This is a genomic window from Acidimicrobiales bacterium, from assembly GCA_022452035.1.
Taxonomy (GTDB): Bacteria; Actinomycetota; Acidimicrobiia; order Acidimicrobiales; family MedAcidi-G1; genus UBA9410.
The window spans coordinates 34,663-47,404 of the sequence record JAKURV010000005.1; the positions used below are offsets into that span (position 1 = coordinate 34,663).

General features: G+C 68.2%; 10 protein-coding genes. 3 read left to right on the top strand and 7 right to left on the bottom strand.

Annotated features, from left to right (window positions below; genetic code table 11):
* Positions 1–52 precede the first annotated feature (52 nt).
* From caiD to MK181_03135, 5 genes are read right to left on the bottom strand one after another with little or no spacing between them, the layout of a single operon-like run.
* Positions 53–841: a crotonobetainyl-CoA hydratase gene (gene caiD, locus MK181_03115; GenBank protein MCH2418783.1), complete on the bottom strand. Its 789-nt coding sequence runs from the start codon at positions 839–841 to the stop codon at positions 53–55.
* On the bottom strand, positions 838–2,892 hold the full coding sequence (locus MK181_03120) for an acetate--CoA ligase family protein (GenBank protein ID MCH2418784.1): 2,055 nt from the start codon (positions 2,890–2,892) through the stop codon (positions 838–840). The genes caiD and MK181_03120 overlap by 4 nt, the downstream gene beginning before the upstream one ends.
* Before the next feature lie 20 nt (positions 2,893–2,912).
* Positions 2,913–4,073 (bottom strand): acyl-CoA dehydrogenase family protein, encoded by a 1,161-nt coding sequence (locus MK181_03125; GenBank protein MCH2418785.1) that lies wholly within the window; start codon positions 4,071–4,073, stop codon positions 2,913–2,915.
* 27 nt (positions 4,074–4,100) lie between these two features.
* Positions 4,101–5,585, bottom strand: coding sequence for a 3-hydroxyacyl-CoA dehydrogenase NAD-binding domain-containing protein (locus MK181_03130; GenBank protein ID MCH2418786.1), 1,485 nt, complete (start codon positions 5,583–5,585; stop codon positions 4,101–4,103).
* Between the two features lie 29 nt (positions 5,586–5,614).
* On the bottom strand, positions 5,615–6,508 hold the full coding sequence (locus MK181_03135; protein MCH2418787.1) for a 3-keto-5-aminohexanoate cleavage protein: 894 nt from the start codon (positions 6,506–6,508) through the stop codon (positions 5,615–5,617).
* Between the two features lie 185 nt (positions 6,509–6,693).
* Between MK181_03135 and MK181_03140 the strand changes: the two genes are divergently transcribed.
* Genes MK181_03140 through pabB form a run of 3 tightly spaced genes read left to right on the top strand, consistent with a single transcriptional unit; the run spans position 6,694 to position 10,936 of the window.
* Positions 6,694–7,905 (top strand): NAD(P)-binding domain-containing protein, encoded by a 1,212-nt coding sequence (locus MK181_03140; protein ID MCH2418788.1) that lies wholly within the window; start codon positions 6,694–6,696, stop codon positions 7,903–7,905.
* Positions 7,906–7,907: 2 nt separating this feature from the next.
* A complete protein-coding gene (locus MK181_03145) occupies positions 7,908–9,149 on the top strand; it encodes a DUF1015 family protein (protein MCH2418789.1) in 1,242 nt (413 codons plus the stop codon).
* The gene (gene pabB / locus MK181_03150; protein ID MCH2418790.1) at positions 9,146–10,936 is read left to right on the top strand and encodes an aminodeoxychorismate synthase component I; all 1,791 of its coding nucleotides are present in this window, start codon (positions 9,146–9,148) and stop codon (positions 10,934–10,936) included. The genes MK181_03145 and pabB overlap by 4 nt, the downstream gene beginning before the upstream one ends.
* 41 nt (positions 10,937–10,977) lie before the next feature.
* On the opposite strand, the gene MK181_03155 is transcribed toward pabB, so the two are convergent.
* On the bottom strand, positions 10,978–11,952 hold the full coding sequence (locus MK181_03155; GenBank protein ID MCH2418791.1) for an electron transfer flavoprotein subunit alpha/FixB family protein: 975 nt from the start codon (positions 11,950–11,952) through the stop codon (positions 10,978–10,980).
* Entirely contained in the window at positions 11,949–12,716 is a 768-nt protein-coding gene (locus MK181_03160) for a hypothetical protein (protein MCH2418792.1), read from the bottom strand. Before MK181_03160 ends, MK181_03155 begins: the two co-directional genes overlap by 4 nt.
* Between the last annotated feature and the right edge of the window lie 26 nt (positions 12,717–12,742).

Genomic DNA, 12,742 nt, shown 5'->3' on the forward strand with positions numbered 1-12,742 from the left:
GAGATCGAAACCTAGCGCGGTTTACCGGGGCTCAGGCTTTCCCTCCAGTGGATCAGGAGCCCTGCCAGTGGGGGTCCCGCTTCTCGACGAAAGCTTGCAGTCCCTCCTCCGCATCCTCCGAAGCCAGCATGCGTTCGTAGGCCTCCAGATCGCCCGACCGGAGGTGGGCAAACGCCTCTTCCAGGGAGAGGTGGCGGGTGGCCCGGTCGATGGCCAACACCGCCTCCACGGCCAGCGGGGCGGAAGCAGAAATCCGACCGGCTAACTCGAGAGCCGCCGAGCGGAGGTCGGCCACCGGCACCACCCGATTGACGAGGCCCCACCGTTCGGCCTCCCGGGCATCCAGGCGTCGCCCGCCTATGAGCACCTCGGTGGCCACCGCTGGCGGCAAAATACGGGGCAGCCGGACCGCTCCCGTGTCGGGGATGATTCCCAAGCCGGCTTCGGGAAGAAAAAACTCGGCGTGCTCGGCGGCCACCACGAACTCGGCGGCCAGGGCGATCTCGAAGCCGCCACCTACGGCTAGGCCGTTCACTGCACACACCACCGGTTTGTTCCTTCGGGGTAACTCGCCAAAGCCGCCGAAGCCGCCTTCGCCGTAGTCGGCCTCGAACTCCTCGCCGTCCGCCGCCGCGCCGAGGTCCCAACCAGCCGAGAAGAACCGGTCACCGGCCCCCGTGAACACGGCGACCCTCAGCGACGGGTCATCCCTGAACCCGGCGAACACTTGTCCCAGCTCCCGGCTCGTGGCGGCGTCGATGGCGTTGGCCTTCGGACGGTCTAGGACCACCTCCAGTACCCCGCCGTTTACCGTGGTCCGGACCGCCGCCCCGTCGCTCATCGTTGCCCCTCCGGGTCCTCGCGTTCGACCAGCACGTCAACCACCGTGGCACCCTCCGCTCCGGCAATCAACGGGTTGCACTCCACCTCAACCAGGCCGTCTGGCGCCACGGCCATCTGAGCTACTCCGAGGACGGCATCCACAACGGCCTCCACGTCGGCTCCGGGACGTCCCCGATAGCCGGCCAGCAGTGGCCAGACCGACAGGCCCTGAAGGGCGGAACGTACGTCCTCCGCGGTGACTGGAAGCAGCAGGCTGCGGGTGTCCTCCAGGATCTCCACCAGGGTTCCGCCTGCGCCGACGGTGAGCAGCCAGCCCACCGGATCCTCCCGGCGTACCGAGACCAGCAGTTCGACGACCGCGTCGCCGACCTGGCGCTCGACGATCACCGTCTCGGCGGCCGACGCCCCGGCGATCCGACGGGCCACCTCGTCGACCGCACCGGCGTCATTGAGGTCCAGCGCCACCGCGTCGGCTTCCGTCTTGTGAGCCAGTCCGGCGGCCTTGACCACCACTGGGTACCCCAGTCGGTCGGCCGCCTCGCCAGCCCCGTCGACCGACACCACCTCCCACCGGGGTACCGGAACCCCAGCATCCTCTAGCAGTCTCCTGGCCTCGTCTCCCATCATGCGACGCGTCGGTCCCGGCGGGCGCCCTGGTGGTAGGAGCGGCGGATGGTCAGGCCGGGCGCCCCACTGGGCGGCCGCCTCCAGGACCACGAGCGCCGCCTCAATACCCCGCACGGCTACCAGCCCGGCGTCGGTCGCCGCTTCCTCGACGACCACCGGCAGGTTCTCGGCCAGGGAGGCAGCTACCACGCCTGGTGTCCTGGTCGATACGCAGGCCTCGGCGAACGCGTCCAGGGTCGGCCACCAGGTGGCGTCGTCCAGTCCGGCGCCGGGGAAGTCCAAGATGAGGAGGGCTGCGTCGACCGGCCCGTCCAGCGCTGAGGTAAAGGTGCCGGTCAGGCGGTCCCGGTCTCCCCAGATGAAGGTGTGGTAGTCGAAAGGATTGGACACCGACACCAGGTCCGTTGCCTCGCCTTCGCCCAGGGCGGCGCGGATCCTCTCGGCCTGGGCGTCGGTGAAGGGGGGAAGGTTCAGGTCGAGGCCGGCACAGCTATCGGCGACAATCGACGCCTCGCCGCCCGAACAGCTGAGGCTGACGATCCGGTTCCCCGGCAGTCCCCCGACGCGGTCCAGGACCAGGAGGGTGTCGAGTAGCTCTGCAAGGGACCGGACGCGGCGGACGCCCAGGCGGTCGAAGAGGGCCCCGTAAGCGGCGTCAGCTCCGACCAGCGACGAGGTGTGGGAGGCGGCGATCTCGGCGGCCCGGGGTGAGGAGCCGGTCTTGAGGGCGACGATTGGGACGCCCGCAGCCGACGCTCGGCGGCAGGCCTCCTCAAAGCGGGCCACGTCGTGCAAGGCCTCCACGTGGAGGCCCACGGCTGAAACCGCTGGGTCGCCCAGCAGGTCCTCCAGGCACTCTTCGATTCCCACGTCGGCCTGGTTTCCCAGGGTCAGGAGGTGGCTGATGGACAGGGGCCGAGTCTGCAATGTGAGGTTGAGGCCGATGTTCCCGCTCTGTGTGACTATGGCAACGCCCCGTTCCACTCGGGAGAGGCCCTGCTGGTCTGGCCACAGGGCGGCACCCACCGTGGCCGACACCGTGCCGTAGCAGTTAGGACCAACCACCGGCATACCGTCCGCTGCGGCCAGCAGATCCTGCTGTAACGCCCGGCCGTCGTCCCCTGCCTCGGCGAACCCCGACGCGTAGCAGACAGCGGCACCTGCTCCCATGGCTGCCAACCGTCCCACCACGTCGACGGTGGCATAGCGATTGACGGCCACCAGGGCGGCGTCGGGAACACCGGGAAGATCGTCCAAGGTCGGCAGGCACGGAATTCCGTCCAGCAAGGCCCGGGTCGGGTGCACCGGCCACAGGTCGCCGTCGAAGCCCAGACGACGGCACTGTTCGAGGGCCAGTTCGGCCGGTCGACCGCCCACCACGGCCAGAGACCGTGGGGACAGGAGGCGGCCCAGGCGTCCCATGGCTGGCCCTCCCCGTCCGGTCAGCCGCCCAGCGGGCGGAGCATCTCACGGCTCACGATGTGCCGCTGGATCTCACTGGTGCCGTCCCAGATCCGGTCCACCCGGGCATCGCGCCAGATCCGCTCCAGGGGAAGCTCGTCCATCAGGCCCATACCGCCCAGGATCTGGATGGCCTCGTCGGACACGAACTGGATCATCTCGGTGGACGAGAGCTTGGCCATCGCTGCGTCGCCGTCCGACATGACACCGCGGTCCATGAGCCAGGCCGCCCGGTAGGTCATCAGCTCGGCCTCCACCATGCGGGTCCGCATGTCGGCCAGCTTGAACGAGACCCCCTGAAACTTGCCGATCTTCTGGCCGAACTGTTCCCGTGAAGCCGCCCATTCCAGGGCCACGGACAGGGCCCGGTCGGCCCGACCCAGGCAGACGGCGGCCACCTGGAGCCGGGTGGCCCCCAGCCACTCGTTGGCCACCTCGAAGCCCCGGTGCTCCTCCCCGAGGACCTTGGAAGCCGGCACCCGACAGTCGTCAAAGTTCAGGATCAGGTTGTGGTAGCCGCGGTTGGAGACCGAGTTGTAGCCCGGCGCCACCTCCAGGCCCGGGGTGTCGTGGTCGACCAGGAACGAGGTGATGAGCTTTTTGGGGCCCCGAGGGGTGTCCTCTTCCCCGGTGGCCGCGAACAGGATCGTGTAGTCGGCTAGGTCGGCGTGGCTGATGAAGTGCTTGGTGCCGTTGACGACGTAGTCGTCGCCATCCCGGACGGCCCTGCAGGACATGCCCCGGACGTCCGAACCGGCTCCCGGCTCACTCATGGCCAGACAGTCCACCCGCTCGCCCCGGATGGTTGGTAGTAGGTATTCCTCGACTTGGTCCCCAGTGCAGGCCAGGAGGATGTTGGAAGGACGGGCCACCACGTAGTGCAGGGCGTACTGAGTCCAGCCGAACGCCCGGTCCACCAGAGCCATGGTCAGGTTGTCAAGCCCCCCGCCACCAAACTCGGCCGGCATGTTGGCTGCGTAGATCCCCGCCTCCAGGGAGCGGTCTCGGATCCGGGCCACCAGGTCGGGCGACACGTCGCCTTGTCGCTCCACCTCCTCCTCATGGGGAACTAACTCGCGTTCGACGAAGGTCCGGACGGTGTCCACCACCATCTCCTGCTCGTTGGTCAGGGCGAAGTCCATGGTCAGCTCCGAGGATCGTCGATCGGATCAGGTCAGGCCCATGACCTGACCCACCTGGGGCGGGACGGGCAGATCGGCGTGGGCTTTGGCGATGGCGGCCAGCGCAGCCGCCGGACCGGGAAGAAGGGGAGCCGTAGATCCGGCCCTGGTGTCCACGTGCAGCAGCATCTGCTCGGTGGTGCACAGCAGCTCACCGGTGGTGGCGTGCTCCATGGCATGGAAGAAGTGGAGCCGCTTGGCGTCCACGCCTAAAACCTGGGTGGTGAACCGGAGTGGATCGGCCAGTGAGGCCTCTCGCACGTAATTCAGGTGGGTCTCCACAGTGAAGAAAGTGTGGCCGGCCGACCGGTAGTCCTCGTCGACGCCCACATATCGGAAGAGCTTGTCGCTGGCCCACCCAAAAGCGGTCAGGAACGCCCACTCAGACATGTGGCCGTTGTAGTCCACCCAGTCAGGCTCGACGGTCGTCTCGTACAGGGTCAGCGGGGCGGCCACCGGGTCACCCGCCGACCACTGGGCCGGGACGCCGGCCTCGTGGATTCGGGCCTCCCGTTCGGCCACCAGCCGTCCGGCCCCCAGGCCCAGCGGACGCAACGATCGCATGACGTTGACCAGGTAGTCGTCGCGGAGCCGCTCGAGCTCAGCCATGGTCCGGCCCTCGGCCTGCTCCTCGCAGCCGGCGGCCATCACCTCGATGAGGTCCTCGGTCAAGTCCGGGGCCTCCAGCTTCGTCCACGGCAACTTCAGGGCCGGGCCGAACTGGCCGAGCATGTGGCGCATGCCCTCTTCACCGCCCGCCAGGTGGAAGGTGAGGTTGGTCCCCATGCCGGCCCACCTCAGGCCCGGGCCGTAGTGCACCGCCTCGTCCAGCTCTCGCGTGGTGGCCACACCGTCGTTGACCAGGTGCAGGATCTCCCGCCACAGGGCCTCCTGGAGCCGGTCCGAGAGGTAGCCCTCGATCTCGGTTCGAACGAGCAGCGGATGCATGACCAGGTCGTCGTAGTGGGTCAGGGCCGCATCCACCGCTTCGGTCGATGTCTGGCGACCGGCTACCACCTCAACTAGCGGCAGCAGGTACACGGGGTTGAACGGGTGTCCGATGAGCACCCGCTCTGGGTGTCGGCAGCCCTCCTGGAGCCGGGTGGGTAGGAGCCCAGACGAACTGGAAGCGATGACCACCTCGGGGCCGGCTACCCCGGCCAGGGCCTGCAGCAGGGGACGCTTGACGTCCTCGTCTTCCGGGGCGCTCTCCTGGATCCAGTCGACCCGCCCCGCTAGGTCATCGGCCGTCGCCGCCCACGCGAGCTGGCTCCGGTCGGCCCCCGGGAACAACCCCAGCCTGGTGGCCGACGGCCAGGCCCGATCCACGGTGGCCCGTAGTCGTTCCTCAGCACCCGGTGCCGGGTCCCAGGCCACCACGGCGTGGCCCCGGGCCAGCGCCCGGACAGCCCAGCCGGCCCCGATAACACCGGTGCCCACCACTCCGATGGTGCGCGGTGCGGTTCCTGCCACAATCCCTCCCCGGGCGGTCGGTACCTGACTCAGCCGAGCTTCAAGGTTTGGCGGGCGTCGGTCGTGGTCTGGATCCGGGCACCCATCAGTTCCACGATCCGGACCGCCTTCTCGACCAACTGGGCGTTGGTGGCCAGCACCCCCCGCTCTAGGTAGAGGTTGTCCTCCAAGCCCACGCGCACGTGGCCGCCCAGCATCACCGACTGGGCCGCCATCGGCATCTGCATGGCCCCGAGACCGAATGAGGTGAACTCGGCCTCGTCGGGAAGTCGGTTGACCATGGCCTGCAGGATCCCCACGTCCAGTGGCGTGCCGTAGGGGATGGACAGGCAGAGTTGGATCCAGTACGGGGCGTCGATGAGACCCTCAGCGATCATGGTCTCGGCGAACCACAGGTTGCCGGTGTCAAAGACCTCCAGCTCAGGTCGCACCCCGAGTTCGCGGACCCGCTGGGCCATGATGCGCAGCATCGATGGGGTCGAGACGTAGACCTCGTTGTCATCACCGAAGTTCAGTGACCCGCAGTCCATGGAGCAGATGTCGGGCCGGATGGCCTCCACATGGGCCAGTCGCTCGGCGCCCCCGACCAGGTCGGTCCCTGGCTGCCAGGACATCGGGTCGTCATCGGGCCCGACGTTGAGGTCCCCCCCCATCCCAGCGGTCAGGTTGACCACGACGTCATCGTTCTTCTCCCGGATGCGCTCTACCACCTCCTGGTAGTAGGCCACGGTCCGGGTCCCCCGGCCGGTCTCCGGCTCACGGACGTGGCAGTGCACGATGGCTGCACCAGCCGAGGCGGCATCCAGGGCCGAGTTGGCAATCTGGGCCGGGGTCACTGGAACGTGCTCGCTGCGTCCGGCGGTGTCGCCGGCACCGGTTACGGCACACGAGATGATCACGTCGCGGTTCATGGATCGGGTCATTAGCCACCTCCGAATTTCCCCGCCACGACGGGGCGACCGGGCCCGACGGCACTGCCGACCGGGCCGCCATTGTGTCCCTGAAGGCTCCTGCGTAGGCTTTCCTAAGGCTCAGGCCTCCAGATCCGCGCAGGCTACCCCGCCGTCCGCACCCACCGTGCCGGCGTCGGCGTGCCGAAGGAGCAACCATGAAGATCCTGTTCGCCGACGCATTCCCCGAGTCGTTCATCGAGATTCTTCGAGAGCGGGGCGACGAGTGCGTCGTCTCTCCCGATCTCGGTGCCGAGGACCTCCCCGAGACCATCGGGGGCTTCGACGTGCTGGTCGTCCGTAGCACCAGAGTCACGGCCGAGGCCATCGACCGTTCCGACAACCTCGGTCTCATCGTTCGATCGGGCGCCGGCACCAACACCATCGACTGCCAGGCGGCAGCTGACGCCGGTATCTACGTGTGCAACGTGCCCGGCACCAACTCGGTAGCCGTGGCCGAGTTGGCCCTCGGCCTCCTTTTGGCCGTAGACCGCCACATCCCGGCGGCTACCGCCGACCTCAGGGCCGGTGTCTGGAACAAGAAGGCGTACAGCAAATCCGATGGTCTCCTAGGCAAGACATTTGGTGTGGTCGGCGTGGGCGAGATTGGCCTGGCCACCGCCGAGCGGGCCCGAGCGTTCGGTATGACCGTGGTGGCCGAACGCAAGGCTGACCGTCAGCCAGACGTTGAGGCTCGCATCCGGGCTATCGGGATCCGCCTGGTGGAAGACCTGGACACCCTGATCGCCGAATCGGACGTCATCTCGATCCACTTGCCAGGTGGCGGGGACACCGAGAACTTGGTGGACGCCGACTTCCTGGAGAAGATGAGGCCGGATGCCGTCCTGATCAACACCAGCCGTGGCGAGGTGGTTGACGAGGTCGCCCTATTAGCGGCCATGGACACCAAAGGCATCCGGGCGGGTCTCGACGTGTTCCGCGACGAGCCGGGTAGCGGCACCGGGGAGTTCACGTCGGCCCTAGCCGGCCACCCCAACGTGGTGGGTACCCACCACATCGGCGCGTCCACCCAACAGGCCCAGGACGCCACATCGGCAGGCACCGTCGAAGTCATCGAGGCTTACCGGATCGGCGAGCCCATGAACTGTGTCAACGTCGCCAGGACCCGAGTCGGGTCGACCACCATCACCATCCGGCACTTCGACCGGGTAGGCGTGCTGGCCAGCGCCCTAGAGGTGCTGCGCCAGGCCCACATCAACGTCCAGACCATGGAGAACAAGGTCTTCCAGGGATCGAACGCCGCCATGGCCGTCATCGACGTGACGGGCGAAGTCTCCGACGAGGTGAGCGACCAGTTGTCCAGTCTGGAGAACGTTCTCCAGGTCCAAACCACGTCTCGCGAGCAGTGAACGTGCTGCGGCCCTTCCCGGGCCTGGTCGTGGACCCGGCATGGGCCGACCGAGTCACTACCGGACCGTACGACGCCTACTCACCGACCCAGCGGGCGGCCATCGCCGAGGCCAACCCTTACAGCTTCCTGAACGTGACCCGTTCCCAGGAGGATGTTCCGCCCGGCCGGCGGGACGACATCGACGGCCTGATCGCCGAGTGTGCTGGGTCGATGCAACGCATATACGACGCTGGCGCCTATGTGCCCCACGACGCCCCGTCCCTGTTCCTGTACCGCCTGGCCACAGCCGACCACGTCCAGACCGGCATCATGGGGCTGGTTCCAGTGACCGAGCCCGGCGACCGGCGGGTTCTCCGCCACGAAGCGGTTCGTCCGGGCCGGGCCAACCTCCTGACCCGGCACCTGCTGGAGGTCGGGATGTCCTCCAGCCCCATCTCGCTCACCTACCGGACCGACGACGCCCTGGACGCCGTCGTCGCAGCGTGCTGCAACGACGACCCTGTGCTGGAGTCGACTAGCGACGGTGTACACCAGATGGTGTGGGCAGTCAGCGGGGCGGCCGCCGACACCCTGGCCAACGCCCTGGGTGAACGGCCCCTGTACGTAACCGACGGGCACCATCGCCTAGCGGCCGCGGTGGAAGCTCGGACCAGAAACCCCGGCCTCGCCGACGACCACCCTCTGCAATGGACCCAGGCCGTCCTGTTCCCGGACGCCGAGATGCTGGTCCTGCCCTTTCACCGGCGGGTCGGCGACCGGGCGAGACGGTCGGCCGACGAACTGGTCGATTCCCTGTCCGGAGTCGGCGACCTGGTCCCGTGCCCCGGTATCGAGGAGGCCCGACCTTCCGGTCCGGGGTCGGTCGGCGTGTACCTGGCCGGTCGGTGGTTCTCTATGGACCTGCCCCCGGCCAGCGGTCGGCGGGCCGTCGACCTCCTGGACGTAGCTCGGCTCCAGGACGGGGTACTGGCCCCAGTCTTCGGGATCGAGGACCCGGGCAGCGACCCGATGATCGACTACGTCCCCGAACCGGTCGGTATCAACGCCCTGGTCGAGCGCTGCGACGCCGATTCCCGGGTCGGGTTCATCGTCCACGCCACGTCGGTGGCCGAGATGATGGCCGTAGCCGATGAGGACGGCCTGATGCCGCCCAAGTCGTCGTACTTTGAGCCCAAGCCCCGGTCCGGCGTGTTCGTCCGCCGCCTCGACCGAGAGCGCTCCTCGGGGTCAACAACCGCGTGACCAGTCCGGCAGTGCGCCGGGCACTCCTGCAGTTCCCGCAGGACGGCGAGCGGCGGTGGCTCTCGTTCGAGGCACCGTGGGACACCATCGTGGCCGAGGAACTCCATGACGTCCCTGCTGCCATGGCGGCCGCCCAGCAGGCGGCGGCCTCCGGACGGTGGGTGGTGGGCATGGTCTCCTACGATGCCGGACCGGCCTTCGATGACGCCATTCGCGCCGCTCGGATACGTCGGTGTCCGCTGGTCTCCTTCGGCGTGTTCGACGGGCCCCGCCCGTCGTCCAGTGCCCCCGACGGGCAGCCGTCGGCTAGCGGCGGCTATCACGTCGGGCCGTGGGTCCCAAACCGGTCCCAACCTGCCTACCTGACGTCGGTTCGGACAGTCCGGGAACTCATCGCCGCTGGCGAGACCTACCAGGTCAACTACACCATCCGGCTCCGGTCGCCGTTCAGCGGCGACCCGCTGGGCCTCTTCGGCGACCTGGTCCGGGCCCAGCGGGCCGACCACGCCGCCTACCTGGACCTGGGTGACCAGGCCGTCTGCTCGGCATCGCCCGAGATGTTCATCCGTCGCGAGGGCCGTCGCCTCACCTCGCGCCCCATGAAGGGCACTATCGGACGCCACCCGGACCCCGAGTTCGACAGCCTGGCCGCCGCCCACTTGTCGCGCTCGGAGAAGGACCTGGCCGAAAACACGATGATCGTGGACATGGTGCGCAACGACCTGAGTCGGATTGCCGACGGGGGCTCGGTGATGGTCCCGGCTCTGTACACCGTGGAGACCTACCCCACCCTGCACACCATGACGTCGACGGTGGTGGCCGACTCGGACGCTGACCTAAACACACTGTTCGAGGCGCTCTTCCCCGCGGCGTCGATCACCGGCGCCCCCAAGGTCCGCACCACCGAGATCATCGAGGCTCTGGAGGGCGACGGTCGGGGGATCTACACCGGAGCGATCGGGGCGCTGGCCCCGGACGGAACCCTGGAGTTCAACATCGCCATTCGAACCGTCTGGATCGATCGGGAACGGGGCACGGCTGAGTACGGCGTGGGCGGCGGCATCGTGTGGGACTCCGACCCGGACGAGGAGTGGCGGGAGGTTGAGCACAAGAGCCGGGTTCTGGGTCGGGCCCGGTCGGACTTCCGCCTCCTGGAGACCATGTCCTGGGATCCGGTCGGCGGCGTCGGCCTCCGCCATCGTCACGTCGACCGTATGGCGGCGTCGGCCGAGCACTTCGGCTTCGAGTTCGATGGTCGCCGCGTGGACGAGTTGCTGGACGGCGTGGAGGGAGTAGGCCCCCTCCGCCTCCGCCTGCTGAGCGCCCCTGACGGTTTGGCAGAACTGCAGGTGTCCGACGCACCGGAACTCACCACCGAGCCGTGGGACGTCCCAGTGGACGTGGAGCCGGTACCTGGCGGGCACGAATTCCTGTTCCACAAGACCACGGTGCGCGAGGTCTACGACAATGCCCGGTCTCGCTTTCCCGGAGCGCCAGACGTGCTGTTGTGGAACGAGGTGGGCGAGCTGACCGAGACCACCATCGGCAACTTAGTCCTGGACCTGGACGGCCGGCTGGTGACCCCGCCGGTGGCCTGTGGGCTCCTCCCCGGCACCTTCCGGGCCCAGCTGCTGGCAGACGGCACCGTCGTCGAGCAGGTGGTGTCACGGTCTGACCTTGACCGGGCGGTCTCCGTGTGGCTGGTCAACTCGGTACGGGGCTGGGTGCCCATCATCCCGGTGACCGACACCAGTACCGTCCTCGGGGGGACCAGACGCCGCTACTGAAGGGACTCGACCCCAGGACGGGACCCGGCCGGCGGAATAGCTCAGCCCCTGCGACGACGAATCTCGGCGGTGATGGCCGGGATGACCTGGTGCAGGTCGGCGATCACAGCGTGGCCGGCTCGGGTGACCATGTTGGCCTCCGGGTCGATATTGATGGCGAGGATGTTCTTGGCCGCCATAGCGCCAACCCAGTGCTGGATGGCGCCCGAGATGCCGCTGGCGATGTAGATCTCTGGGGCGATCCGCGTGCCGGTCTGTCCAACCTGGTCGCTGTGGGGACGCCAGCCGTTGTTGGTCACGGCCCGAGAACAGCCCACCACCCCACCCAGCTCGGAGGCCAGTTCCTCCAGCGGCGCGAACGCCTCAGCCGAACCGACGCCCCGACCGCCACCCACCACTACAGGAGAGGTGGCGAGGGTAATGCCCTGGGTCAGGACGACCCGGTCTGCCACCACGGTGGCCGACAGCGACGGGTCCAAGTCGGGCAGGAAGGGTGCCACCACTCCGGCGGCTGGTGCATCGGCCGGAGCGGCCTCCACAGCGTGATGGGCCACGGAGACCAGCTTCACGTCTGCAGACAGCGTGGTGTCCTCGAGCAGAGAACCACCCCACTGGACTCGGGTCATGGACCAGTCACCGTCGGCGGGCTGGACCGTCCGGCAATTGGCCACAAATGGCACCTCCAGGCGGGCCGCCACCTGGGCCAGGACCTCGTTGCCACGGTCTGTACCACAGGCCAGCACAGCCGTCGCCCCGGTGGCCCTCACCAGTTGGACCACCGTCTCACCCCAGGCCTCGGGGCCGAAGTCAGTGAGGAGGTCGTGGGAGGCCAAGTGGACGGTGGCCGCCCCGTGGATCGCCAGGTCGGTAGAGGCCACCTCGGCGCCCTCGCCGATTACCACGGCGGCCAGATCCAGTCCGGCCGCCGCAGCCAGCGGGCGCCCAAAGGCAAGGGCCTCCAGCGAGGCCTCGGCCAGGTGGCCCCGGTCGTGGTCGCAGACAACGAGCAGGCTCACGACAGCACCCCCAGCTCCTCCAACAGGTCCACGATCGCCGGGGCGGCCTCAGGACCGGTGCCCAAGATCACTGTCTCGCTGACCGTCTCCACTGGTCGGTGCAGACGCACCCGTTCCTGTCCACCGGCGCCGGCCGAGCGCTCGTCCACCACCACCTCGGCCTTCTTGGAAGCCAGTCGGCCCTTCATGGTCGGATACCGCGGGAGGTTGATCCCTTCCTTCACCCCGAGGACGGCGGGCAGGGGCACGTTGTAGACCTCGAAGCCGCCATCGATCTGTCGACGGGCAGACGCCACGCCGTCGGCCACGTCGATGCCCTTGATCCCGTTGACTACCGGTCTACCCAGGGCATAGGCCACCCGGACCCCGACCTGGAACCCGCCGGCGTCAGCCGACTCATTGCCGAACAGGACGAGGTCAAACGGACCGACGACCGCCTCGACGTCGGCGACCGCTCCGGCCAGCGCCGCGGCAGTGCGCTGTGGGTCCCAATCCACCTCGGTGATCGGAACCAAGATCAAGTGGTGGGCCCCCACGCTGGCCGCGTAGCGAAGCTGCTCCTCAGCCTCGACCGGGCCGAGGGTCAAGACGGTGACCTCGCCACCGTTGGCCTCGGTCAACCGGACGGCCTCTTCCACCGCGCACTCCTCGTGGGGGCTGGTAGTGAAGCCCAGGTGGGACGAATCGACGGCCTGACCGTCGGCGGTGACATTGATGCGAGCACCGGGAGCCGGCACGCGCTTCACGCAGACAAGGATCCTCATCGGTGAGCCTCTCTCTTCCTCGGGTA

Coding starts and splice junctions, on each gene's coding strand:
- MK181_03125 (MCH2418785.1), bottom strand. CDS start 4,073: ATGGACTTCGCCCTGACCAACGAGCAGGAGATGGTGGTGGACACCGTC.
- MK181_03140 (MCH2418788.1), top strand. CDS start 6,694: ATGAAGATCCTGTTCGCCGACGCATTCCCCGAGTCGTTCATCGAGATT.
- MK181_03160 (MCH2418792.1), bottom strand. CDS start 12,716: ATGAGGATCCTTGTCTGCGTGAAGCGCGTGCCGGCTCCCGGTGCTCGC.
- MK181_03135 (MCH2418787.1), bottom strand. CDS start 6,508: ATGACCCGATCCATGAACCGCGACGTGATCATCTCGTGTGCCGTAACC.
- caiD (MCH2418783.1), bottom strand. CDS start 841: ATGAGCGACGGGGCGGCGGTCCGGACCACGGTAAACGGCGGGGTACTG.
- MK181_03120 (MCH2418784.1), bottom strand. CDS start 2,892: ATGGGACGCCTGGGCCGCCTCCTGTCCCCACGGTCTCTGGCCGTGGTG.